General features: G+C 28.2%; 23 protein-coding genes. 7 read left to right on the top strand and 16 right to left on the bottom strand.

Annotated features, from left to right (window positions below; all coding sequences use genetic code 11):
- The 13 genes from AVBRAN12642_RS06490 to AVBRAN12642_RS06430 all read right to left on the bottom strand — a co-directional run.
- Positions 1-834, bottom strand: an 834-nt coding sequence (locus AVBRAN12642_RS06490; protein ID WP_336608140.1) for a molybdopterin-dependent oxidoreductase, incomplete at its 3' end; no start/stop codon positions are given.
- A gap of 146 nt (positions 835-980) precedes the next feature.
- Positions 981-1,244, bottom strand: a complete 264-nt coding sequence (locus AVBRAN12642_RS06485) for a FlhB-like flagellar biosynthesis protein (RefSeq protein ID WP_214118364.1) — start codon at positions 1,242-1,244, stop codon at positions 981-983.
- Positions 1,241-3,163 (bottom strand): hypothetical protein, encoded by a 1,923-nt coding sequence (locus tag AVBRAN12642_RS06480; RefSeq protein ID WP_336607491.1) that lies wholly within the window; start codon positions 3,161-3,163, stop codon positions 1,241-1,243. Before AVBRAN12642_RS06480 ends, AVBRAN12642_RS06485 begins: the two co-directional genes overlap by 4 nt.
- Positions 3,156-4,352 (bottom strand): MFS transporter, encoded by a 1,197-nt coding sequence (locus tag AVBRAN12642_RS06475; RefSeq protein ID WP_214118368.1) that lies wholly within the window; start codon positions 4,350-4,352, stop codon positions 3,156-3,158. The genes AVBRAN12642_RS06480 and AVBRAN12642_RS06475 overlap by 8 nt, the downstream gene beginning before the upstream one ends.
- Positions 4,349-4,762: a hypothetical protein gene (locus AVBRAN12642_RS06470; RefSeq protein WP_336608139.1), complete on the bottom strand. Its 414-nt coding sequence runs from the start codon at positions 4,760-4,762 to the stop codon at positions 4,349-4,351. The genes AVBRAN12642_RS06475 and AVBRAN12642_RS06470 overlap by 4 nt, the downstream gene beginning before the upstream one ends.
- Positions 4,755-5,195 carry a copper resistance protein CopD gene (locus tag AVBRAN12642_RS06465; protein ID WP_336608138.1) on the bottom strand — a complete coding sequence of 147 codons (441 nt, stop codon included), beginning with the start codon at positions 5,193-5,195 and terminating at the stop codon, positions 4,755-4,757. The genes AVBRAN12642_RS06470 and AVBRAN12642_RS06465 overlap by 8 nt, the downstream gene beginning before the upstream one ends.
- A gap of 124 nt (positions 5,196-5,319) precedes the next feature.
- Entirely contained in the window at positions 5,320-7,872 is a 2,553-nt protein-coding gene (locus AVBRAN12642_RS06460) for a bifunctional aconitate hydratase 2/2-methylisocitrate dehydratase (RefSeq protein ID WP_336608137.1), read from the bottom strand.
- Between the two features lie 63 nt (positions 7,873-7,935).
- A complete protein-coding gene (locus AVBRAN12642_RS06455; RefSeq protein ID WP_336607489.1) occupies positions 7,936-9,786 on the bottom strand; it encodes a primosomal protein N' in 1,851 nt (616 codons plus the stop codon).
- Entirely contained in the window at positions 9,786-10,415 is a 630-nt protein-coding gene (locus AVBRAN12642_RS06450) for a type II secretion system protein (RefSeq protein WP_336608136.1), read from the bottom strand. Before AVBRAN12642_RS06450 ends, AVBRAN12642_RS06455 begins: the two co-directional genes overlap by 1 nt.
- A gap of 1 nt (position 10,416) precedes the next feature.
- The gene (locus tag AVBRAN12642_RS06445; RefSeq protein WP_239803614.1) at positions 10,417-10,911 is read right to left on the bottom strand and encodes a prepilin-type N-terminal cleavage/methylation domain-containing protein; all 495 of its coding nucleotides are present in this window, start codon (positions 10,909-10,911) and stop codon (positions 10,417-10,419) included.
- A 1-nt stretch (position 10,912) separates the two neighbouring features.
- The gene (locus AVBRAN12642_RS06440; protein ID WP_336607487.1) at positions 10,913-11,368 is read right to left on the bottom strand and encodes a type II secretion system protein; all 456 of its coding nucleotides are present in this window, start codon (positions 11,366-11,368) and stop codon (positions 10,913-10,915) included.
- Positions 11,352-11,690, bottom strand: coding sequence for a hypothetical protein (locus AVBRAN12642_RS06435; RefSeq protein WP_336607486.1), 339 nt, complete (start codon positions 11,688-11,690; stop codon positions 11,352-11,354). The genes AVBRAN12642_RS06440 and AVBRAN12642_RS06435 overlap by 17 nt, the downstream gene beginning before the upstream one ends.
- Positions 11,674-11,907, bottom strand: coding sequence for a hypothetical protein (locus tag AVBRAN12642_RS06430; protein WP_214118384.1), 234 nt, complete (start codon positions 11,905-11,907; stop codon positions 11,674-11,676). Before AVBRAN12642_RS06430 ends, AVBRAN12642_RS06435 begins: the two co-directional genes overlap by 17 nt.
- A gap of 86 nt (positions 11,908-11,993) precedes the next feature.
- On the opposite strand from AVBRAN12642_RS06430, the gene uvrB reads away from it, so the two are divergent.
- The 5 genes from uvrB to AVBRAN12642_RS06405 all read left to right on the top strand — a co-directional run bounded on the left by uvrB (position 11,994) and on the right by AVBRAN12642_RS06405 (position 17,726).
- Entirely contained in the window at positions 11,994-13,961 is a 1,968-nt protein-coding gene (gene uvrB / locus AVBRAN12642_RS06425) for an excinuclease ABC subunit UvrB (RefSeq protein ID WP_336607485.1), read from the top strand.
- Between the two features lie 77 nt (positions 13,962-14,038).
- Positions 14,039-15,139: an ABC transporter substrate-binding protein gene (locus tag AVBRAN12642_RS06420; protein ID WP_336607484.1), complete on the top strand. Its 1,101-nt coding sequence runs from the start codon at positions 14,039-14,041 to the stop codon at positions 15,137-15,139.
- Between the two features lie 6 nt (positions 15,140-15,145).
- Positions 15,146-16,195 carry a FecCD family ABC transporter permease gene (locus tag AVBRAN12642_RS06415; RefSeq protein WP_336607483.1) on the top strand — a complete coding sequence of 350 codons (1,050 nt, stop codon included), beginning with the start codon at positions 15,146-15,148 and terminating at the stop codon, positions 16,193-16,195.
- Positions 16,189-16,950, top strand: a complete 762-nt coding sequence (locus tag AVBRAN12642_RS06410) for an ABC transporter ATP-binding protein (protein ID WP_336607482.1) — start codon at positions 16,189-16,191, stop codon at positions 16,948-16,950. The genes AVBRAN12642_RS06415 and AVBRAN12642_RS06410 overlap by 7 nt, the downstream gene beginning before the upstream one ends.
- Positions 16,947-17,726, top strand: coding sequence for an ATP-grasp domain-containing protein (locus AVBRAN12642_RS06405; protein WP_336607481.1), 780 nt, complete (start codon positions 16,947-16,949; stop codon positions 17,724-17,726). The genes AVBRAN12642_RS06410 and AVBRAN12642_RS06405 overlap by 4 nt, the downstream gene beginning before the upstream one ends.
- A gap of 11 nt (positions 17,727-17,737) precedes the next feature.
- Here AVBRAN12642_RS06405 and AVBRAN12642_RS06400 read toward each other — a convergent pair whose 3' ends face one another.
- Positions 17,738-18,283, bottom strand: a complete 546-nt coding sequence (locus AVBRAN12642_RS06400; protein WP_336607480.1) for a gamma carbonic anhydrase family protein — start codon at positions 18,281-18,283, stop codon at positions 17,738-17,740.
- Positions 18,284-18,334: 51 nt separating this feature from the next.
- Here AVBRAN12642_RS06400 and AVBRAN12642_RS06395 point away from each other — a divergent pair, with 51 nt between their 5' ends.
- Positions 18,335-20,203: a DUF1561 family protein gene (locus tag AVBRAN12642_RS06395; protein ID WP_336607479.1), complete on the top strand. Its 1,869-nt coding sequence runs from the start codon at positions 18,335-18,337 to the stop codon at positions 20,201-20,203.
- Between the two features lies 1 nt (position 20,204).
- Here AVBRAN12642_RS06395 and AVBRAN12642_RS06390 read toward each other — a convergent pair whose 3' ends face one another.
- The gene (locus AVBRAN12642_RS06390; RefSeq protein WP_336607478.1) at positions 20,205-20,966 is read right to left on the bottom strand and encodes a glycosyltransferase family 25 protein; all 762 of its coding nucleotides are present in this window, start codon (positions 20,964-20,966) and stop codon (positions 20,205-20,207) included.
- Positions 20,963-23,464, bottom strand: coding sequence for a preprotein translocase subunit SecA (gene secA / locus AVBRAN12642_RS06385; RefSeq protein ID WP_336608135.1), 2,502 nt, complete (start codon positions 23,462-23,464; stop codon positions 20,963-20,965). The genes AVBRAN12642_RS06390 and secA overlap by 4 nt, the downstream gene beginning before the upstream one ends.
- 81 nt (positions 23,465-23,545) lie before the next feature.
- Between secA and lolA the strand changes: the two genes are divergently transcribed.
- Positions 23,546-24,076 carry a LolA-like outer membrane lipoprotein chaperone gene (gene lolA / locus AVBRAN12642_RS06380; protein ID WP_214118404.1) on the top strand — a complete coding sequence of 177 codons (531 nt, stop codon included), beginning with the start codon at positions 23,546-23,548 and terminating at the stop codon, positions 24,074-24,076.
- Positions 24,077-24,078 lie beyond the last annotated feature (2 nt).

The following is a 24,078-nucleotide window of genomic DNA, read 5'->3' as shown; positions in this document are numbered from 1 at the left end:
GGTTGTAGGATTAATAAATACTTGTTCTGCACCTAAAAATCTCGCTGTATGATTTACCACAGGGTCTATATTTATAACTCTAATTTTACCTTCATCTTTTAATTTTTTTAGTTGTTTTAAATAGCTATAAGTTTCATGCATAGGAACTCCCCAGCCTATTTGGTTGGTATTTGCTATATCAACTGACCACATTACAACTACTTTTGAATGTTCTAATATATTTTCCCAAGAAGTTTGCTTAGCATTTGATTCATCAACACCACTAACATAAGGAGTAATTGCACGAATACAATGAGTTGAGTATGTAAGAGTGCTTGTGGTATATCCACCAGCAATTGCTAACATTCTACCAAGTAAGCTTTGTGGATTATTTATATTTCCAACACAATACCAGCCATAACTACCACCAAAAACAGCATTAGAGCCATATTTTTCATAAACTCTTTTAAGCTCATTAGCTACTAATTCATAAGCTTTTTCCCAAGTAATCTCAACGAATTCTTCTTTACCCCTTAAGTTTTTAGGAGCTTTTTCAAATCCTTTTTCTAAAACACTTTTTCTAACGCTTGGGTTTTTAATTCTATCTGGAGCATAGGTTCTAGATAAAACTCCTTGTAGTAATGTTGTAGGACACTCATCTTTTTCAAATGGTATTATGCTTTCTAATTTATTATTTTTAACAATAGGATAAAAAGCTCCAAAGTGTGTAGCACTAAATCCATCTACTGCACCTATTGGATCACCTGCTACAAAATCAACAGCACCTAAACTTGACGCACTAGCTGCTACTCCTGCTGCACCTTTTAAAAAGCTTCTACGAGATAACTTTTCCATAAATTCTCCTTTTAGTTTAAATAAAACTTAATTTTTTAAGTTATATAAAAATTATAATATTAAAATATGAAAATAAGTTAATGGAATAATTTTAAAAGCTTTATATTTATTAATTTGAATATTATTATAAATATTTAAAAAAATAATCATTTCATTTCTTTTGACATTCTATAAATGAATGAAAATACTTCGGCAACAGCCTTATACATTGCAGGTGGAATTTCTTCTCCTAATTCTAATTTGCTTAATACTTCACATAATTCTTCATCTTCTTTAATAGGAATATTATGCTCGTTAGCTAATTTTATAATTCTTTCGGCAATTTCTCCGCTACCTGTTGCCATTACTTTTGGAGCATTATTTTTATCTTTGTTATAGCCTAAGGCTAGGGCTTTTCTTATCTTACTCATACTTTTTTATTAAATCCTAAGTCTAATGTATATTCATCTTCGTATTTGCTCTCTCTTAATTTACTAATAAAGAAATTAGAAGTAATTAAACCAGCTTTTCTTAAATCTTTTTTAAAACCCCTTGCGTGATTGATTAAGATTTCTCTAAAATTATCATTTTCTATCATCATATTAATATCTAAATATTTATCTTGATTTAAACCAAGCATAATATTAATAGCTCCAAGTCTTTTAAATTTCAGCTTAATTTGTGCGTAAAATTTATCTTCGCTATCACTTTTAAAACTAATATTTGATTCATCTAAATCATCTAAAGAGTAGGGTAAATATGTATTTACTTCATTATTTGCAACTGATATTATTTGGTTTAATTCTATTTGATTTAATAGTTTTTGGCTCATATCATAGGCTACTTTATTATCTTTTGCTAAAGCTACTTTTGAAGTTTGAAGCAGTATTGATTTAGCATCGTTTGAAATGGAGTTGTTTATATGTTCTGCAGTTCTAGTTACAACCTGATTTATATCTTTTTTGGCTTGATTTAAGTGAGTTTTTAGGCTTTTTATTTCTTGAGTATTTATATAATTTTTAAAACTTTCTTCATTTTTTAAATTAGCACTTAGTAATTTTGTCAAACTTTCAATTTTATTTTGCAAACTCAAATTCTCGCTATTTAAAATAGAACTTATTGTATTGTTTTGATTGATTGCTTGTTTGATTTCTGGATTGTTTAACAACTTTAATTCTTGTTTAATATCTTGAGATTTTGTTATATCTTGTAAAGCTTTTAAATCACTTTTTATATCTTCACTTGATTTTTCTATAGGTTTTTCAGTAGTTTTTATTTTATCATCTGTGGTTTTAGAATTTAAATTATTGATTTTTTGATTTTCCTTATTTTCAAATTCTTTTGTTGTTTTTATTTCAATTTTATTAGTATCTTTAGTATAAATATCATTATTATTTTTTAGAATTTCTTTAATATTTTCAAGTTTGCTTAAAATATTATTCTCATTATTTGAAATTTTATAATTATTTTGCACATTTGATGGGTTATTTATGATTTCTTTTGCTAGATTTTTTATGTTTTGAATATCAGCTTTTAAACTTGCTAATTTTGGTAATATACTTTTTACTTTATCGTTTTTAACTTCAATATTTATTAGGTTTTTTATTTCTTTATTAATTTTATCTTCTAATTTATTTGCTACTTCAATTAGTTTTAGTGGTTCGGTATTTTTTTGTAAATACGCTCTAGCGTTTTTTAATAATTCTAAAGTTTTTATAACAGGGGTAGTGGTTGATTTATTTTCTAATTTTTGATTTATAAAATTTTCTAATTTTTCAAGGGATTTTTCGGCACTCATTTGCTCTTGACCGAGTTTAAAAATCTCACTTTTTAAATCACTTGTTTTAATATTTTTCATAAATGAAATAAGCCTAAAAAAGCTTTGTGGTAAGGCTTGTTCGTTTAGATTAGCCCTTAGTTTGCTCTCTAAAAATACCCCTGAATTATTTAAAGCTTGAAATAAGGCTTTTGAATCTTGCATTTTGGTATTTAATAAATTATCAAGTTTATTTACAAATACTTCTAAATCCTTATCCTTGCTTAAAATTGCTTTTAATTCTTTAATATCTTGAGCAATATTTTTTGAAATATTTATGTTTTTTGCATTTTCGCCTAGTTGGTTTAAATCTTTACTTGATTTTATTCCATCAAGTAATTTATTTACGATTTTTTTAAGACCTAGCTCTAGTGTTTCATCTTCGCTTAAGGCTTCGTTTATTAATGAACTACCTTCTTTTAAGGGTTCTTTAATATCTTTTGTATCTTTTACATTGGGTTTTAAATTCCCTTGTTGCTTTAGCCCTAAATCACTATTTACTAAAGAATTTAAAGTCGTATTTATATTATTCATCGTTGCCTAAATGCACAAATTGACTTGGTTTTTGCTCAAATTCTATTCTATTTACAGCGTCAATTTTTGGTTGGGTAAGAGTAAAAATAGCTAAGAAAAACAATAAAACTATATAAACTAAAATATAAGCATTAGCTCCAAAATTACTTATCATAAATCCTAAAATTATAGGAGATAAAACAGAGCTTGATACATAAGCAAACATTAGCGTTCTTCCGATTTCAAGCATTTGCGAGCTTTCTTTTGCTCTATCGCTAGCCCTTGCAAGTGCTAAAGCATATACACAAAAAAGACCCATTCCAAGGAAAAAGCATAAAATAAATATAGCAATTTTGTTACTTGCTAAAAAATATAGTCCTAAACTTGCAAAAAATGCAAGTATTACGCAAGATAAAATCGCTATTTTTCTACCATAAGTATCAGAAAATTTACCTATAAATAATTGTGCTATAAATCCGCCTAACATTGCTGTGAAAATTAGCAAAGATATATCTTGAATATTGTAATTTAATGCTAGAAAATATGTCTGAGACATAGAAAAAAATCCATTCATTAAAAAGCCACCAACAAATGCTGATATAAATGCTAATTTTGATACATTAAAAATATTTGGGATACTGATTTTACGCCTTTCCTTAAGGATAGGTTGTTTGATTTTTAACAAATTAAGCGGTAACGAACATAATAAAATCACTATAACAGCTATTATAAATACATTATTGTAATCTGGTTCAAAATATAATAATAATACTCCTATGGCAAAACCAGAGTAAAATACTATTTCATAAATTGAGAGCATTCGTGAGCGAATTTCGTTTTTTGATTTTTGATTTATCCAAGATTCAATAATTACTAATAATGTATAGTATGAAAATCCTATTGTAAATCTTAAAATAGCCCAAAAATATATTTCTTTTGTAAATATATGCAAAATTGCAGCTATTGCAAATAATGAAGTAAAAAAACCAAAACTTCTAATATGTCCTACTTTTTGAATTAGACTATGAGAAAAAAATGTGCTAATTAATGCACCAAAATATATGCTTGAACTTACTAATCCTACATAAAATTCATCATATCCAAGATTTTTTAGTAGTATAGAATTTGAGCTTAGTAAAAAAGAATTTCCTACAAACAATAGCAAAGACGCAAATAATAATGCTCTTAAAGAGTTGATTGTTTTTATCATTTAAATATCCTTACTAATAATAAGTTTAAAATTATTACAAAAGAACTTGCAAAAAAAGCAATTATATTAAAAAGCTTATTATTAATTAATATTAATACGAGTATTATAAAAAAAACATAGGCTAAAAACTTATATATATTTATAAATATTTTATAATGTTTAATTGCTTTAAAATTCTCTTTAATTCCTTTTTTTGGTATATAAATAGGGTTTGTATTGTGTATAAAAAATCTAGGTGTATTAGCAATTTGGAATTTAGGTAATGATTTTTTAAGACTTAAATAGCTTAGAAATGGAATTATTAAATTAGCATAAAATGCTAGTTGGATACTATAAAAAGCATCTAAACTAGCAAAGTATAAACATAAAGCTATATTAAAAAATATTAAAGATATTACTAATTTATACATAAAACATTAACTTAGCACAAAGCACAATAAGAATAGCTAGAGTTAATGCTAGTGGGTGTATTATTTTATTTAAATGATTTGGTTTTTTGATTACGAATTTGAAAATTAAACTAATAGCTACCATTATAAAAATTAAGCTTGCAAAAGCAACTTTTAGCATAAAAATTTTCTGAAATGTAGTGTCAAAAAAGCCAATCTCGCTACCAACCCATCTACTCATCATCATACCGCCTGTAAGTATTAATAATACTACACAAATTGGCATAATTTTAATAGCTCTTTTAGTTATGCTTTCTTGAATTTGTTGTGCTAATTCTTGGCTTAGATTTTTCTTAGCACGACTAAAGATAACAACATCAAAAAACAAATAACCAACAAAAATAATCGCACAAAAAATGTGAATAATAAGTGCAAATGGATATAAACTTTCCATAAAAATCCTTTCATAATATTTTTAAATGAGATTATATTTGTCTTTTTTGTTTGTTTTATTGATTTAGCTTAATTATTATAAAAGTTTATTAATAAATTGTTCTAGGGCAAAATGCCCTAGATTATTAATCTACTTTAAAGTTTTCAATTTCATTGAAGTTTAGATATTTGTAGATATTAGCCTTTTTGCTATCGCTTATTTTATCATTTACTAATTCTAAATATTCACTTGGGTTTGGTAAGCGACCAAGTAAAGCACAAACAGCAGCTAATTCAGCACTACCTAAATAAACTTGAGCGCCTATACCCATTCTGTTATCAAAGTTTCTTGTGCTTGTACTAAATACAACAGCTCCATCATTTACACGAGCTTGGTTACCCATACATAAGCTACATCCTGGAACTTCAATTCTAGCACCTGCTGCACCATAAATTGAATAATATCCTTCTTTTGTTAGTTGAGCTTTATCCATTTTTGTTGGAGGTGCTACCCATAGACGAGTTTTAAGCATACCTTTACCTTTAATAACTTCTCCTAAAGCTCTATAATGTCCTATATTTGTCATACAAGAACCAACAAATACTTCATCAATATTTTGTGGGCGTTTGCTATCTGCTAATACTTCACTAAGAGTTGCTACATCATCAGGGTCGTTTGGACAAGCTAGGATAGGCTCTTTTATAGTATTTAAATCTATTTCAAAAATATGCTCATAACTAGCATCTTTATCAGCTCTTAATAATGTAGGATTATTAAGCCATTCTTGCATTCTAGCTTTTCTTCTTAAAAGTGTATTTTTATCTTCATATCCAGCTTCAATCATAGCATCAATTAAGCTTATATTAGAATTTAAATATTCAGCTATGCTTTCTTTACTTAAATTAACACAACATGCAGCTGCGCTTCTTTCAGCACTTGCGTCGCTTAATTCAAATGCTTGTTCTACTTTTAGATTTTCTAAGCCTTCAATTTCTAAAACTTTACCAGCAAAAATATTCTTTTTGCCTTTTTTCTCAACCGTTAAATAACCTTCTTTTATAGCTACATAAGGAATTGCATTTACTAAATCTCTTAATGTAACACCAGGTTGTAATTCGCCTTTAAAACGAACTAAAATACTCTCAGGCACATTAAGTGGCATAGCACCTGTTACAGCAGCAAATGCTACAAGTCCTGAACCTGCAGGAAAACTAATACCTATTGGAAATCTTGTATGTGAATCAGCTCCAGTTCCAACTTCATCAGGCATAGCAAAACGATTTAGCCAACTATGAATTACCCCATCACCTGGTTTAAGTGAAACCCCACCTCTTGAACTCATAAAATGTGGTAATGTTGTGTGTGTTGTTACATCGCTTGATTTAGGATATGCTGCTGTATGGCAAAAACTTTGTAATACAAAATCAGCATTAAATCCTAAGCTAGCAAGTTCTTTAATCTCATCTCTTGTCATTGGTCCTGTTGTATCTTGACTACCAACGGTTGTAGTTTTTGGCTCTATATACATTCCAGGAACAACGCCTTCTAAACCACAAGCACGACCTAACATTTTTTGAGCTAATGTATAACCTTTAACTTTTACTTCAGGTTGAGATGGTTTTTTAAATATTTCTTCTTTTGGCATACCTAAAACATCTCTAGCTTTAGCACATAATCCACGACCTACGATTAGTGGAATTCTTCCACCTGCACGAACTTCATCTAAAAGAGTATTTGGATTTATTTCAAAAGTTGAAACAACTTTACCATCTTTTTTAATTTGTCCGTTTGCAATATCAACAACAAATCTATCTCCCATTTCAAGATTTGTAACATCACAAACTATTGGTAAAGCACCACTATCTTGAGCGGTATTGAAAAAAATTGGAGCAATAGTTTGTCCTAAAATCACACCGCCTGTGCGTTTATTTGGAACTCCTTTTATATCTTCACCTATGTGCCATTGAACTGAATTTATTGCTGATTTACGGCTTGAGCCAGTTCCTACAACATCACCTACATAAGCTACTTGAATGCCAGATTTTTTAAGTTCTTCTATTTTTTCAATACTACCTGGTTGTCTTCTAACTAGCATTGCTTGTGCGTGTAAAGGAATATCACTTCTAGTAAATGCTTCACTTGCTGGACTTAAATCATCTGTATTTGTTTCTCCATTTACTTTAAAGCAAACGCATTCTATTTGAGATGCTACTTCAGGTCTTTTAATAAACCATTCTGCATTAGCCCAACTTGTTAGAACTTTGGTTGCGAATTTATTTCCTTTTTTATGTAATTCAGCAACTTTATCAAAACCATCATGAACGAAAATAATATTAGTTAAAGCATTTGCAGCAAGTTCTGCAATTTCATTGTTTTCTAAAGCTTTAAGTAATACTCTTACATTATAACCTCCAAGCATTGTGCTTAGCATTGATATTGCTTCAGATTTATTTATACAGGTGCATTTACTATTGTTAAATAGTATTTTTTCTAAGAAATCACATTTAATAAGCGCAGAATCATCAACACCAACACCAACACGATTAGCTAATAAATCTTTTAATTTTTCGCTATTTTTATCGTTGTTTTCCAAAAGCTCACATAATTGTTTTGTCTGAGCTACATTTAAAACCAATGCAGGGACATTAAGAGCAGCACGCTCTTCAACTAATTTTTGGTATTCTTCTAAAAATGCCATATTAACTCCTTTAAAATTTTTAAAAAGATTATAAATGCTTTAGATAATAAAAAAGTAGTTTTGTCAAGAAAAATGTATAGGGTCTATATCAATTGTTACTTTTTGTAACTGTTTGTAGTGTAAGGCTAGGTTACTTAGTAACATTTTTTTATTTGAACGGAGCAAAATATAATATCTATAATTATTGTTAATTTTTTCTATAGCACATTTTCCATAGCCTATTATTTCATAATCATTATCGTTTTCTTTGCTATTTTTTAAATGATTTGCCAAGTCTTCACATAAATTACTTGATTCTATTTCATTTTTTGATGCAATAATTAATCTTAATAGTCTTTTAAATGGTGGATAATTAGTTCTAAAAAATTTCTCATCTTCTAAAAATTCATCATAATTTTGTAAATATTTTTCAAAAAAATCTTTATTTTGAGTATTTATTAACACTTTAGCTTTTTTGCCTCTTCCTGCACGACCAGCTACTTGAATAGCAAGGGCAAGTGTATTTTCACGAGCTTTATAATCAGGATAGAATAAATATTCATCAAGTCCTAAAATAGCACAAAATGTAACATTTTTATAATCGTGTCCTTTTGATATTAGTTGAGTTCCTACTAAAATATCTATATTTCCTAATTCAAATTCTTCTAGTATTTCTTTAAGTTTAGTTGCCGAGCTTAATTCATCGCTATCTAATTTTGCAATATTTGCATTAGGTAAAGCCTTTTTTAATTCTTCGCATAATTGAGCTGTTCCTATTATTTTGCTTTCTAATATTTCGCTACCGCAGTTATCACAGGTATTTTTTAAATACTCTTTTTTACCACAATAATGGCATTTATATGTTTTATTATGCAAACTCATTGCCACAGAGCAATTAGGACAAACTTTTCTTGAATTACAATCCTTGCATACAACTTGACGATAATTACCACGCACAGGCAAAAATATCATACTTTGCTCTTTTTTATTTAAATTATCTTCTAATAAATCAAGTAAATTAGAGCTAGGTGTCTCAAGACTATCGTCAAAAAGAATTTCTTTTTCACTTTGAAAATATGTGCCTTTTAATCTAAATTTATTTATATTTTGATTATAAAAACTTTGAAGACTTGGTGTTGCAGAGCCTAAAATGATTTTTGCATTTGTAATACTTGCTAGATAAATTGCCAAATCTCTTGCGTTATAACATGGATATTTTGAAGATTTATACGAATTATCGTGTTCTTCATCTACGATAATTAATCCTAAATTACTAAAAGGTAAAAAAAGTGCCGACCTAGCACCAATTACTAAAGGCTTATTTCCTAATTCAAATTCTATTAAATCTTTTTGTTTTTTAGCCTTAGTAATTTTGCTATGCCAAGTAATGAATAAATCTTTAAAATATACTTTCATTCTTTTTTGCATTTGTGGAGTTAGGCTAATTTCTGGCATTAAAAACAATGCTTGTTTTCCTTCATTAAGGCATTCTTGAATTAATTTTGCATATATTTCAGTTTTTCCACTTCCTGTATCTCCAAAAACCAAATTCATTTTATTATTTTGTAAACTATTTAGACACAAAAGTTGTTTTTCATTTAGTTTTAAATTTATATCTATATTCAAATTATTTTTAGTATTAGATATATTTTTGCTTAGTATAAAACTATCAAGACATAAAGATATATTAGCAGCGTAATATTTACTCATAAATTCTGCTAATTTCATTTGATTATCGGTTAGAAATTCATTGAAAATACTTATTATTTGTTTGGTGTTAAAAGTTGGCTTTTCGCATTTATTAATAACAATTGCAAGACAATTTTTATTGTGTAATTTTACTTCAACCTTTGAAAATGGTTTAATTTCCTCATCACTTTCATAGGTTAAAGTTTCTAAATTATGTCCTAAAATCGCTACTTTATAATAATTCATCAAGAAGCTTTTTTGATACAAGGAATCATATTATTAATTGAATCAATTCTTTTACTATTACATTTATTACATACTGCTTCTACGCATATTAATTCTGATTTTATACTTCTATAAATAAATTTATAATATATATTAGAATTAAATGTGTATCTATATAGTTCCATTTTCTCATCTTTTATAAGATTACTATCTTTCTTTTCTTTATCTAAGTAATCTTGAAAATCTTTATCTGCTTGATAAGCTGGGTTATATAATTCAGTCCATGCAGAGTATGTTGCATTGCTTGTAACTATTGTTCTTGCTAAAAAAAGCCAACCTTTATTCTCATCTCCTCTATCTAAGCCATCTTTAAATAAAGCTGTAAAAATTTTAGTAGGTTCAATTGGTTTTCCAGATGAATTTAAATTATCTAGATTATCATAGCTTGATACTTTTCCTACCATTACATTTTTTAGTAGTTGAGCGTTAATTTTACCATTAATACCTTCAATTTCTGATTTTAAGCTAGCTATATCAGATTTAAATTTTAAATCAAAAAAATTAGGTAAAGCTACAGCCGATAATATCCCGATAATAACTATCGCAAATATTAGCTCTATCATAGTAAAGGCTTTTTTATTTACTAGCATTTTACTCGCCTAATTTTTTACAAGGTAAAACTTTTGCACCTGGATACGAATTAAGGCATTTAAAAGTTCCTTTATTTTTATCGTATTCAAATACATAGCCATTTTTATTATTATCAGCATAATAAATAAAAGTTTCATTTACAACACTATTAGTCCAACCATCCCAACTACCTTGCTTAGACCCAAAAGTAACAGGGTTTTTTAATACTGCTGCAAAAAAACTATTGCTATTTTTCATATTATTTTGGCATGTTGTGCCTTTATCACGCTTAGCGTCTAAGCATAAGCCATCTGGATATTTTGAAGTGCCATCTGTATAAAGGCTATTTTGCTTATATTGTTCTATACCTGAACGAATTAAAGCTAGTGTTTCTTTTAGTTTTAATATTTGTGCATCATCACGACCTACAAATAATTTAGGAATAGCAACGCCAGCTAATATACCAATAATAACTATTACAAATATAATTTCCATCATACTCATAGCTTTTTTCATCTTATTCTCCTATTATAGAGCAATCTTCTGCTTTCCAACCGCTTAAGACCTTGCTTTTATCACATTTAAAGCTTCCATCGCTTGCATCGTATTTAAAAAATACTGCTGCTTTTTCTTTAGGTTTTGTAACAAATAATAAATCATCATCAGCATTATCCCAGCCTATTGAATTAGTAGCTCTTCTATTAATTCCTTTTGCTACCTCATCAGCAAAAGCAGGAGCACCCTTACAACCACTACTGCATAATTTTGCAGGATATTCTTTGAAGCCTTTTTCTACATAAGTATTTCCAGCGTAGGCTTCAATACCTTTTCTAATAGCTTCAACTTGCTCTTTTAATTGCACTATATGTGCTGTGTCTTTATTAGCCATCATTTTAGGAATTGCAATTCCTGCTAATATTCCTATAACAGCAATAGCAAAAATCATTTCTATCATACTAAATGCTTTTTTCATCTATTTTTCCTTTATTGTTAAGAATATTTATAATATTTATTAAATCTTCTTTTTGTCTTTGCAATTCTGATTTAAGATTTACATTTTCTTCTTTAAGTTTTAAATTCTCTTCTTGTATTTTTTCAAATTCTTGCACTAATTGAAAGTGTGAGTAACTTTTTTTAAGATATAAATTAATAAATTGTGGTATTTCTATATTTTTTGTAGGATTTTTTAGCTTATTTATATCATCATTTAAATAAGCTAAAAATTCTTTAGACGGAACATTAAAATTATAGCCCCTAGCTCCTAAGGTTATCGTAAATTTAGTTGTTGTTTCCAAGCACTTGCTCTATTGCTTTTAAGGTTTCTTCTTCAATTAGATTTTTATTTAATAACTCTTCTTCTAATTTACTAATTTCATATGATTGTGCTTCACATTTAGCTTTTGCTTGAGTTAATTCATTCATAAGCCTTTCGTTTTCGCTTACTAAATATTTATATTTTTCCATTAATTCTACTATTTTATTACTTAGTGTGCTTGTTATGTTATCGCTCATTTTGTTTATCCTTAATCAAATTTTAAAGCTGTGATTTTAATTATTTATAGTTAATATAATAATAAAAATTATTTTTTAGGATTAAAATGTTTGAGTTAATTAGTAATTATAAACCATCACCTGATCAAGCACAAGCAATAGAAAAGATTGTAAATGGTGTAAAAAATGGACAAAAATATCAAACTCTTTTAGGAGTTACAGGCTCGGGTAAAACTTTTACAATGGCAAATGTGATAAATAAACTTAAAATGCCTACTTTAATAATGAGCCATAATAAATCACTTTGCGCTCAGCTTTATAGCGAATTTAAAGGCTTTTTTGCGAATAATCATGTGGAGTATTTCATAAGTTATTATGATTATTATCAACCTGAAGCTTATATTCCTAGAACTGATACATTTATAGAAAAAGATAGCTCGGTTAATAATGATTTAGAAAGGCTTCGCCTAAGCTCAACTGCTTCGCTTTTAGCATACGATGATTGCGTTTGTATTGCAAGTGTAAGTGCTAATTATGGATTAGGAAATCCTGCTGAATATATTGATATGGTAGAGTTTTTTGAAGTAGGCAAATGCTATAAACAAAAAGAATTATTACTTCATTTAGTAGCTATGGGATATAGTAGAAATGATGCGTTTTTTGATAGGGGAAATTTCCGTGTAAATGGGGATATTATAGATATTTATCCAGCTTATTATGAAGATGATGCAATTCGCTTAGAATTTTTTGATGATGAATTAGAAAAGATTTATACTTTTAATACTTTTGATAATAAAAAAATAAAAGATTTAAATAAATTCACACTTTATGCTGCAAATCAATTTATAGTCGCTACTCCAACGCTTAAAAGAGCTTGTAAAGATATTAAAAATGAGCTTGATGAAAGGTTAGAATACTTTAAAAAACAAGGCAAATTATTAGAAGCACAACGCTTAGAACAGCGAGTTGAATTTGATTTAGAAATGCTAGAAACTACAGGAATGACTAAAGGAATAGAAAATTATTCAAGACATTTAAGTGGGCTTAATGCAGGAGAAACTCCTTATACTTTATTTGATTATTTTAAAATAAAACAAAAGCCATTTTTAGTAATTGTAGATGAAAGCCATGTTAGTTTGCCACAATTTAGGGGAATGTTTGCAGGAGATAGAGCTAGAAAGGAAGTGCTAGTTGAATACGGCTTTAGATTGCCAAGTGCTTTAGATAATAGACCATTACAATTTGATGAATTTATTAATAAAGATTGCTTTTTTTTATTTGTGAGTGCAACCCCTGCTGAATTAGAGCTTGAGCTTAGTGGTGAGTGTGTTTATCAGCAAATTATGCGTCCAACAGGACTGCTTGACCCTGAAATTAGCATAATTGATAGCGAAAACCAAATAGAGCATTTATATGATGAGATTAAAAAGGTGATTGCAAGAAATGAGCGTGTATTAATCACAACACTTACAAAAAAAATGGCAGAAGAATTGCAAAGATACTACACAGAATTAGGGATAAAATGTAAATATATGCATTCAGATATTGATGCAATTGAGCGAAATGAATTAATAATTGGTCTTAGAAATGCAGATTTTGATGTGCTAATTGGAATTAACTTGCTTCGTGAAGGACTTGATTTACCTGAAGTTAGTCTTATAGCTATTTTAGACGCTGATAAGGAAGGTTTTTTACGCTCAACTACGAGTTTAATTCAAACAATGGGAAGAGCAGCTAGAAATATCAATGGAAAAGTAATTTTATATGCTAAAAAAATCACAAAATCAATGCAAGAAGCAATAGATATTACGAGTGAGCGAAGAAGCTTGCAACAAGCTTATAATAAATTGCACGGAATTACTCCAAGAAGTGTTGAGCGAAAATTAGAAAAGACTTTAAAACAAAACGAAGATAATGTTTCTATAAAAAAATCAAAAATAGAAAAAATGCCAGCAAATGAGCGGGCTAAATTAGTAAATGAATTAAGAGAAAAAATGCACCTAGCAGCAAAAGAGCTTGATTTTGAACAAGCAGCGTTTTATAGAGATGAGATTAAAAAACTAAGAAGTATTTAAAATTTTAAAATTAATAATTATTATTAATATTTTTTATTTAAAATATTAGTTCTTATTATCATTATTAAGGAGAACTAATGTTTAAAGGCTTATTAAAAAGCTTAGTTGTGGCGAGTATTTTATGTGTTGGTGCTAATGCTAAAGTAGAAGTAATTAAAGATGTTTTAGATAGAGAAGTTAAAGTTGATTTACCTGCTAAAAGAATAGTTCTTGGATTTTACTATACTGACTTTTTAGCAGTTGGTGGTAAGGACGCTTTGAAAAATGTAGTAGGATTTTCTAAGGAAGTTTGGACTGATTGGACTCCTGCTAGCTGGGACGCTTATATTAAAGTCTTACCGGAGTTAAATAATATAGCTGATGTTGGAGAAGTTGAGCTAAGTACATTTTCAGTTGAAAAGGTATTATCTTTAAAACCTGATTTATTAGTATTGGCTGATTGGCAATATGAGATGATAAAAGATCAGCTTGAACCAATTAATAAAGCAAATATTCCTATTGTAATACTTGATTACAACCGCGAAAGTGTTGAAAGACACATAAGAAGCACCGAAGTTATAGGAAAAATTACAGATAACGAAGCAAGAGCAAATGAGCTTATAAGTTTTTATAAAGGCATAATTGATGATGTGCAAGAAAGAATTAAAAAAGCAAATCTTAAAAAGCCAAAAATTTATATAGAATTTGGAAATCTTGGTCCAAAAGAGCATAGTTATACTTTTGGTAAAGATATGTGGGGTGCTTTAATTGACCTTGCAGGTGGGGATAATATAGCAGCACCACTTGTAGAAAAATGGATGCCAATTCATCCTGAAGAAGTTTTAGCAAGTAAGCCTGATGTAATAATAATTGCTGGTCGTGAAACTGAACTTAAGAAAAATCCAGAAGCTATGGTAATGGGTATTGGAATTAATGAAGAAGAAGCAAATAAAAGGCTAAATGGTTTTAAAACTAGAGCAGGTTGGGATAGTTTGCCAGCTATAAAAGATAATAGACTTTTTGCAGTATATCAAGGAGCTAGTAGAACACTAGTTGATGCTTCTATGGTGCAATTTATTGCTAAAGCTTTATATCCTGATTTATTCAAAGATATAGACCCTATTAAAACTTATATTGATTATCACAAAAAATATCTTCCGATAATTCCAACAGGTTCTTTTGGTATCCAAGCTAAGTGATAAAAGATGAATTTAAGTAAAGAAATAATCGCTCATAGAAAATATGAGCGAAAAAAATTTGTAATTATTGTATTTTTTATATTTTTTGGTATTTTGGGTTTTGTGTGTGATATAGCTGTAGGCCCATCTATGATAAGTCCTATTGAAGTTGTAAAATCAATTTTAAAAGCGTTTTTTATTGATATTGAAGTTGATAATACATCGTATATAATTACACATTCATTAAGATTACCTATGGCTGTTATGGCTTTAGTTGTGGGTGCTGCTTTAGGTTATGGTGGAGCATTAATTCAAACTTTACTTAACAATCCTATGGCAAGTCCATATACTTTAGGACTAGCTGCTGCGGCTGGTTTTGGAGCTTCACTTGTGATTGCATTTGGATTTGCAGGAATTAGTCTTTATTTTGCTGTTCCACTTGGTGCATTTACTATGACTATGGTTTGTTCTAGTGTTTTGTTTTTGTTTGCAAAATCAAGAGCTTTTAGTTCTGAAATGTTAATTTTAGTAGGTATTGCGCTTTTATTTTTATTTCAATCATTGTTATCTTTAGTGCAATACATAAGTGCTCCTGAAATTTCTCAACAAATTGTTTTTTGGCTTTTTGGCTCACTTCAAAAATCAAATTGGACTAATGTAATTATAGTTGGAGTGGTTACGATTATTTGTGTTATTTTACTTATAAAGGATAGTTGGGCGTTGTGTGCTTTTAGATTAGGTGAAAATAGGGCTGAAGTTTTGGGCGTTAATTTATCTTATCTTAGATTTAAAGCATTGCTAATTGTATCAATTATGAGTGCAACGGCTATTTCTTTTGTAGGAGTTATTGGATTTATTGGGCTTGTATCTCCTTATATAGCTAGAATGCTCGTAGGAGAAGACCAAAGATTTTATATGCTTACATCTATGTTAATTGGTGCTGTATTTTTAAGTTTTTCTTCTGTGATTTCAAAGATTATAGTAATAGGGACTTTATTTCCTATTGGAATTGTTACTTCTTTTGTTGGAGTGCCATTTTTCTTTTTTATAGTTTATAGTAGGAGAAGGGTATGCTAATCTTAAAAGATGTAAATGTTAAAAGAGCTAATAATTTAATATTAGATAAAATCAATTTAGAATTTGAAAATGGAAAAATATATGCAATAATAGGTGCAAATGGTGCTGGTAAAAGTTCGCTTTTAGATGCAATTTTTGGCAGAGTAAAAGCAGATGGAAAAATTAGTTTAGATGATTTTATTTTAAATAAAAAAACTTATAAATCTTGGCAAAACAATATTGCTTATATGTTGCAAGATTTTAATTCTAATGCAAATCTTAGTGCTTTAGAAGTAGTTTTGCTTGGAAAATTAAAAAAATTAGGGCTTTTTATAAAAGATGAAGAATTAGAATTTGCATTGAATATAATGAAAGGTTTAAATATTAATCATTTAGCTAATAAAAATATAAACGCACTTTCAGGCGGGCAAAGGCAGATGATAAGTTTTGCTCAAGTGTTAGCAAAAGAGCCAAAAGTATTATTACTTGATGAGCCTGTGAGTGCTTTAGATTTGCATTATCAATGCTTATTGCTTGAAGCTTTAAAGGAGCAAACCTATACTAAAAACTTAATTAGTATTGTTGTTTTGCACGATTTAAATTTAGCTTCAAGGTTTTGCGATGAGCTTATAGTTTTACATAAAAATTTAGTTTATCAAAAAGGTTTAGCAAATGACATTATCACAAAGCAAATGTTAAAAGATTTATATGATGTAAATGTAAATGTTTTAGCTGATAAAAATAAGCCTTTAATATCACTTTTAGGAACAAAATGAAAATTTATATAGCAATGCAAGATATTTATAAAGAAGGTTCTATAGGTCTTAGAATACTTAAAAATGAGTTTTTGAACTTGGGTTTTGAGTGTGAGTTTTTTGTGTGGCAAGAGTATGAGAATTTAAAAGATTGTGTTATTTTGCCACTTGGTGTTTGGGATTATTCTCTTAAAGTAGATGAGTTTTTGAGATTTTTAGATTTTTGTGAGCTAAATAATATTATTTTGATAAATAATACAAAATTAATTAGAAAAAACTTAGATAAATCATATTTACTAGATATAAAAGACGCTGTAAAATCTAATATTGTAGATATTAAAGATATAAAATTAAAGCCAAATCAAATCATAAAACCCTTAATAGGTCAAAGCGGAAATGGTGTGGCAAGGTTTAATGATGATATTAATTTACAATTTTATAAAGATAAAGCCTTAATTCAAGAATACATTAATCACGATAGCGAAGCTTGTTTGGTATTTTTTGAAGGAGCATATCAATATAGTATTTTAAGAACTAAAAATAATGATTTTAGAGCAAACTATAATTATGGTGTAAAAATAGATGATTTTAATCCAAGCGATGAGCTTATATCTTTAGCTAGCAAATATATTCCCAAAGATAGCTTTTATGCAAGGTGTGATGTGTTTTTGGCTGATAGGTTTTATATAAATGAAATTGAATGTATTGAACCTGCTTTATATTTTGATAAAAAGCCAAAGTTTGCAAGTATTTTTGCAAATAAAATGAAAAAATATTTAAATTCCTTAAAAATTTAAGGAATTTGATTTTAAGAATTTTCTAGATATTTTTTACTAACTTCTGCATACTCTAAAGCTTGGTTTTTAATAGCTTTTATTTCTTCATTGCTTAATTCTCTAACAACTTTTGCAGGACTTCCTTGAATTAATGAATTTGGTGGAAAAACTTTATTTTTAGTTACTAATGAATTTGCACCTATTATTGAGTTTTCATTAATAACTGCTCCATCCATAATTACACTTCCCATTCCTACTAATACATTGGAATTTATCGTGCAAGCGTGGATTATAGAGTTATGCCCTATAGTTACAAAATCCTTTATTATACAAGGTGTTTTAGGGCTAATCTCAACTCCTAGTTTATCATATAAAGCTCTTGCTACATGAATTGTAGAATTATCTTGGATATTTGTGTATTTTCCTATTTTTATATTAGCTACATCTGCACGAATAACTGCATTAAACCATATTGATGAATATTCATCAATTGTAGTATCTCCAATGATTTTAGCTCCATTTGCTACAAAAACTGATTTATTTAAATTAGGATAAAAACTATCGTATTTAACTAACATTTGCTTTCCTTAATAATAATTTTTATTATATAATATAAAAAAGGAGAAAATATGAAGAAAATATTAGTTATATTTTTATTAAATATAATACTTTTTGCTGATTCTATTGCTCAACATAAGGCTGATAAAATTCAAGATTCAAGATTGTTTGTTCAAGCACATGATGGAAAATTATTTTGTCTTAGTCCTAAGTTAGCTGATGGAAGATTGCTAGTAGGTATGCAAGATTGTAAGAACTCAAGTATCACAAGATACGATGTATATAAAAGAATTGCGTTTAGATATAATGATAGTTGGGTTTGTGCATCACTTGGGGATAGAATGAAAAATGGTAAGATGGGGAGCGATTATGTAGAACTTCGCCCTTGTGTATTAAACGATAAATCTCAATGGTTTGATATTAATAATGATGCTTTTAACTTAAAGGCATTTTCAAATATGAAAATTACAGAAAAAAACTTCTTATTAGTGGCTACTAAAAATAATTTTGGTAATAAAATAAAAATTTTTGAAGGCGTTATGAAAGAATGGCTTGAAGCTATTGCACCACCTGTAAATTATGCTTTAAAAACACCAATATATTTTTATGTAGAAAATAGAACAAGTGGAGTTAGAACTAAGTATTATTTGGGTAAAAATAATGCGAATAAAACCAATCCAACTAATTTTTATTATGATTTTAGTTCAGGTAAAATTGCTTTATATAACAATGGTAATTTTGAATGTTTAAAGACTAATTTATCTAATTTAAATGCTAGTTATTTAAGGTTCGAGAAATGTAATTTTGAAGATAGAGAGAATGATTTTTATTGGAATTTAAATTTATTTGATGGTTCTTTTATTTTTGATGGTAAAAATAATATTTTAGAAGTTGCAAGGGGCAGTGATTTAGGTAAATTATTCGTAGTTACAAAAGATTATTATAAAATTAATCTTGCGGGAAGTTCATTAAAGAATACTCAATTTTTCTTTGATAGTAGTGTGTATGATTTATGGAATTTTAATTATAGAAATGCGGGATTTAATTCGCACAAATGTGGAAATGAAAGAAGAGTAAAAAGAGATTTAAATTTCTTTAACTTAGCTAATTTTAATGTTTTAGATGAGAATTGGATAAGAAGACTTTATGCGATAACAAGAACAAGTGATAGTAGTAATGATGCTAGTGGAATTTGTGGAATTTGTATGCTGCAAACTTTTGAAATAGTATCTTTATTAACTCAAGTATATCCATACAATCCTGATTTAGTACTTGATAATAATGGTTATTTATTTGATTATAGCGAGCATAGAAGTCCTTTTGTGTCTTTTCAAAGAAGAAATCCAGCATTATATAATCTAATGCAAGGAGCTTTTAACTTTTGGGGAAATGAGTTAGTTTTTGGAGAGCCAATTTATCATAGAGGAGTTAGGGCGATTTGGGCTTTAACTAGAAATATATTGCCAAGATTTGATTGGAGTTTAAGTTCAGTTTATACTGGCGATGATATTGGTAGAGAATTAATAAGACTTACTCGTTCTCCTGCTGGTTCTTTATATATAGCTTTAGTAAGCCTTAGTAATGGTAGAGCTCACGCTATCCCTATAGTTATTACAAATCACGGGGTTGTGGTAATTCCAACAAATAATGAAAATATAAGCGAACAAGAATATTTAGAATTAGTAAGACCTGCTAATAATTTAAGAAGCTTAGAGCTTTCTGTTACGGCAAATGGAAGATATCAAATAGAGGCATTAACTTTAATTGGTTTAGTTGGAAATAGAGATAATGTATTAGGAGAATACTTAAATCAGTTTGATTGCACTGGAGATGGTAGTTTTAGAAGGGGTAATGGTAATTTCTTAAATCCAAATAATGCAAATACTTGCAATAATGGAAGATGTGAATTAATGGAAATTGATTTTATGTTTAGCAATTAAGCTAAACATAATCTCTTGGCTTTTTTAAAGACGGGATAAAATATATAATTTTTTGTTTGATTGTTTTGATAATTTTGCCAAATTTAGAACGTCTTTTTAAATTAGCATTTTCATTTATTGAGCTTTGAAAATTAATATCTACATTAATTAATATCGGATACACAGCATAAGTATTAAATAATAATGTATTAGATGTGTAATGATCTGCGGCCATATATATTTTTTTTGTTTCGTTGAATAATTTTTCAGCTCCTTTTTTTGTTATATAATATCCATGAGTTCCGTTGCCTCTTCCAATTATCTTTCTTATATTCCAGTTTTTTATTTTATGATTAAATTTTAAAGAATAAGGTGTATTGATAATATAACCATCATCTCTATATTGTTGCCAATAATGTCCTAATAATATTAAATCAGCATTTTTTGGAAAATCATTTGTATATTTTAAAAATTCTAATAAATTCTCATCAAATACTGCATCATCTTCTAAAATAATTGCGTCTTCTAGATTTTGCTCTATAATTTTTTGATAACATAATCTATGACTCATAGCACAGCCTATTTCGCCTAAATTTAATGGTTTTCTAAGATATTTTAATTGAATTTCAACTGAAGCTACGTTGTTTTTTATTTCATCTTCACTCAACGCTTTGCCATATACAGCTTTAATTATTTCATAATTAAGCCCTAAGCTTTCGCAAAGGGCTGTTATTTTTTGTCTTTTTTCTATATCTTGCTCAAGATTAATTATAAAGAATTTCAAGCAAATACGCCTTTTTGTGGCCCACTTTTGCCGCAACAATCTTTATATTTCTTACCACTACCACAAGCACAAGGTTCATTTCTTGATTGCTTTTTGATAGGTTTTTCAATTTCTTGAATTTCTTCATTAGTTTCAGGTATTCTTAGTTGAATTATTAGTAATACTTTTATACTTTCACTTTTAATTCTTTCAACTAGCTCCATAAATAAATTATAACTTTCTCTTTTATATTCTACTAATGGGTCTTTTTGATTATATCCACGAAGACCAATACCTGTTTTTAAAATATCCATTTGATACAAATGCTCTCTCCAAGCACCATCTAAAACTTGTAGATATAATAATTTTTCAATTCTTTCCTTTTCACTATCAGGAACTATGCTAAATTTAACTTTTAACATAGTAGTTATTGCATCAATAATAACACTTCTGCTTTCTTCTGTGTTTAAAGTTTTTAATAATTCTAAATCTAGCTCCAAATTAATTTCATTTTTGAATAATTCTACTAAATTTTCAGCACTTAAATCATTTAAATTATGAATTAAATAATCCACATATTCAGCTATATTTTGCTCAACTTTTGTCTCAATATCATAATTTGTATCTAGCAATTCATTTCTATATTTATATATAGTTTTTCTTTGTTCGTTTGCTACATCATCATATTCAAGTATATGCTTTCTACTTTCAAAATGAAGATTTTCTACCTTTTTTTGAGCACTTGCTACTGCACGAGTTACAAGTGAGCTTTCTATGCTTTCACCTTCAGCGATTTTTAATCTAGTAAAAATTGCTTTTAGCTTATCTCCACCAAAAATTCTTAATAAATTATCTTCAAGACTTAAATAAAATCTACTAACACCAGGATCACCTTGTCTTCCAGCACGACCACGCAATTGATTATCAATTCTACGGCTTTCGTGTCTTTCAGTTCCTATTATATATAAGCCACCTAATTCTCTAATCTCATCAGTAATTTTTATATCAACACCACGACCAGCCATATTAGTTGCAATAGTAACTGCTCCTTTTTTACCTGCATCTTTAATAATTTCTGCTTCGTGAGCGTGATTTTTAGCATTTAATACATTGTGAGCTATTTTTGCCTTTTTTAAATACTCATGTAAAAGCTCGCTTTTTTCAATACTTGCAGTTCCAACTAATACAGGTTGTCCTTTTGCGTTAGCTTTTTTTATTTCATCAACTACGGCTTTAAATTTCTCATCTTGAGTTTTATAAATTAAATCATCTAAATCTTTTCTAATTACAGGCACATTAGTCGGGATTGTAATTACATCAAGGTTGTATATTTGAGAAAACTCAGTTGCTTCAGTTTGGGCTGTTCCTGTCATACCAGCAAGTTTTTCATACATTCTAAAGTAATTTTGGTAGGTAATATCTGCTAAAGTTTGACTTTCTTCTTGGATTTTAACTCCTTCTTTAGCTTCAAGTGCTTGATGTAAGCCTTCGCTAAAGCGTCTTCCTTCGCTAATACGACCTGTGAATTCATCTACAATCATTACTTCGCCATCTTTAACAACATAATGAGTATCTTTTAAAAATAAATTATTAGCCTTTAAAGCTTGGTCTAATTGATGAGCTAAAATAGCATTATCAAGACTATATAAATTATCAACTCCAAATAGTTTTTCTGCTTTTGAAATTCCTTGCTCTGTAATTAAAATAGTTCTATTTTTCTCATCTGCTATAAAATCTCCACTAGGTTTTTCTTTAGGATCATCTGGTGCAACTCCGCGAACCATTTGCTTAGCTACTTCATTAGCTCTTATATAGCCATCTAATGTTCTATTGGTTGGCCCTGAAATTATTAATGGAGTTCTAGCTTCATCTATTAAAATACTATCAACTTCATCAACTATTACAAAATAATGTCCCCTTTGAACTTTATCTTCAGCATCAAAGCACATATTATCTCTTAAATAATCAAAACCAAATTCACTATTAGTTCCATAAACAATATCACACGCATAAACAGCTTTTCTATTTCTATGGTCGTTTCCTACTAAAATACCAACACTAAAACCAAGAAAATTATATATAGCACTCATCTCATTAGCATCTCTTGCTGCTAGATAATCATTTGTTGTTACTACATGAACGCCTTTTTTTGTCATTGCGTTTAATACCACAGGTAAGGTTGCTACTAAGGTTTTTCCTTCCCCTGTTTTCATTTCTGCTATGCTTTTATCATTTAAAACCATACCGCCTATTAATTGCACATCATAATGTCTCATTCCAAGCGTTCTTTTGCTAACTTCTCTTACTATTGCAAATACATCTTCTAAAACTAAATCTAAATTATTATTGTCTTCAAGCACTTTATTTTGTAGGTTTTGAAATTCGCTTTTAATTTCTTCATCATTTAATTTTTGATATTTTTCTTCTAAAGAATTTATTTTTAATACTCTTTTTTTGTAGGCTTTAAGAAGTCTATCATTACGAGTTCCAAATATACATTTTGCTATATTTTTAAACATTTAAATTTACCTCTTGGTTTTGATTTTTGAATATAATTATATTTGTTAAAATAAATAAAAGGATATTTAAAAGGTATTTAAATGATTATTAAAAAAATCTTTTTGCTTTGTATTTGTGGAATTTTTGCTTTTGCATTTAAAATTGATAATATAAATTACAATAGTTTTGAAGCTGATTTTATTCAAAAAGTAGTTGATTTGAGTAATAAAACTTTAATATATGAAGGTAAATTTTATTATCAAAATGAAAAAAGTTTATGGCAATACTTAAACCCTGATGAAAAAAAAGTTTATATTACTAAAAATGAAGTTGTAATAATTGATGATGACTTAGAGCAAGTAATTATTAGTAAAGAACAAATTGATTTAGCAAATATTTTAAAAAATGTTTCTTTATATGAAAAAAAAGAAGATTTTGTAATCTATAAAGCTAAGTATGATAATATAATTTATTATGTAAAAGTGCTTAATAATCTTTTAACAAATATAAGTTATAAAGATGAATTAGATAATCAAGTAAGCATAGATTTTATAAATTCAAAAATTAATTTAAAAATAAATGATGATATTTTTAAATATAGTATTCCAAAAAATTATGATGTAATAAGGTGAGG

Origin of the sequence: Campylobacter sp. RM12642 (genome assembly GCF_020137635.1) — a bacterium.
In the GTDB taxonomy this organism is placed as follows: domain Bacteria; phylum Campylobacterota; class Campylobacteria; order Campylobacterales; family Campylobacteraceae; genus Campylobacter_E.
Note: the sequence above shows the minus strand (reverse complement) of the source record. Positions and strands in the feature narration are given on the sequence as shown.

Bases quoted from the DNA above. Each gene is read 5' to 3' on its own strand.
- AVBRAN12642_RS06420 (WP_336607484.1), top strand. From the start codon at position 14,039: ATGTTTAAAGGCTTATTAAAAAGCTTAGTTGTGGCGAGTATTTTATGT.
- AVBRAN12642_RS06395 (WP_336607479.1), top strand. From the start codon at position 18,335: ATGAAGAAAATATTAGTTATATTTTTATTAAATATAATACTTTTTGCT.
- AVBRAN12642_RS06480 (WP_336607491.1), bottom strand. From the start codon at position 3,163: ATGAATAATATAAATACGACTTTAAATTCTTTAGTAAATAGTGATTTA.
- AVBRAN12642_RS06465 (WP_336608138.1), bottom strand. From the start codon at position 5,195: ATGGAAAGTTTATATCCATTTGCACTTATTATTCACATTTTTTGTGCG.
- AVBRAN12642_RS06470 (WP_336608139.1), bottom strand. From the start codon at position 4,762: ATGTATAAATTAGTAATATCTTTAATATTTTTTAATATAGCTTTATGT.
- secA (WP_336608135.1), bottom strand. From the start codon at position 23,464: ATGTTTAAAAATATAGCAAAATGTATATTTGGAACTCGTAATGATAGA.
- AVBRAN12642_RS06455 (WP_336607489.1), bottom strand. From the start codon at position 9,786: ATGAATTATTATAAAGTAGCGATTTTAGGACATAATTTAGAAACTTTA.
- AVBRAN12642_RS06445 (WP_239803614.1), bottom strand. From the start codon at position 10,911: ATGAAAAAAGCTATGAGTATGATGGAAATTATATTTGTAATAGTTATT.
- AVBRAN12642_RS06475 (WP_214118368.1), bottom strand. From the start codon at position 4,352: ATGATAAAAACAATCAACTCTTTAAGAGCATTATTATTTGCGTCTTTG.
- AVBRAN12642_RS06400 (WP_336607480.1), bottom strand. From the start codon at position 18,283: ATGTTAGTTAAATACGATAGTTTTTATCCTAATTTAAATAAATCAGTT.
- AVBRAN12642_RS06485 (WP_214118364.1), bottom strand. From the start codon at position 1,244: ATGAGTAAGATAAGAAAAGCCCTAGCCTTAGGCTATAACAAAGATAAA.
- AVBRAN12642_RS06430 (WP_214118384.1), bottom strand. From the start codon at position 11,907: ATGAGCGATAACATAACAAGCACACTAAGTAATAAAATAGTAGAATTA.
- AVBRAN12642_RS06450 (WP_336608136.1), bottom strand. From the start codon at position 10,415: ATGCTAGTAAATAAAAAAGCCTTTACTATGATAGAGCTAATATTTGCG.
- AVBRAN12642_RS06405 (WP_336607481.1), top strand. From the start codon at position 16,947: ATGAAAATTTATATAGCAATGCAAGATATTTATAAAGAAGGTTCTATA.
- AVBRAN12642_RS06460 (WP_336608137.1), bottom strand. From the start codon at position 7,872: ATGGCATTTTTAGAAGAATACCAAAAATTAGTTGAAGAGCGTGCTGCT.
- AVBRAN12642_RS06410 (WP_336607482.1), top strand. From the start codon at position 16,189: ATGCTAATCTTAAAAGATGTAAATGTTAAAAGAGCTAATAATTTAATA.
- AVBRAN12642_RS06415 (WP_336607483.1), top strand. From the start codon at position 15,146: ATGAATTTAAGTAAAGAAATAATCGCTCATAGAAAATATGAGCGAAAA.
- uvrB (WP_336607485.1), top strand. From the start codon at position 11,994: ATGTTTGAGTTAATTAGTAATTATAAACCATCACCTGATCAAGCACAA.
- AVBRAN12642_RS06440 (WP_336607487.1), bottom strand. From the start codon at position 11,368: ATGAAAAAAGCATTTAGTATGATAGAAATGATTTTTGCTATTGCTGTT.
- lolA (WP_214118404.1), top strand. From the start codon at position 23,546: ATGATTATTAAAAAAATCTTTTTGCTTTGTATTTGTGGAATTTTTGCT.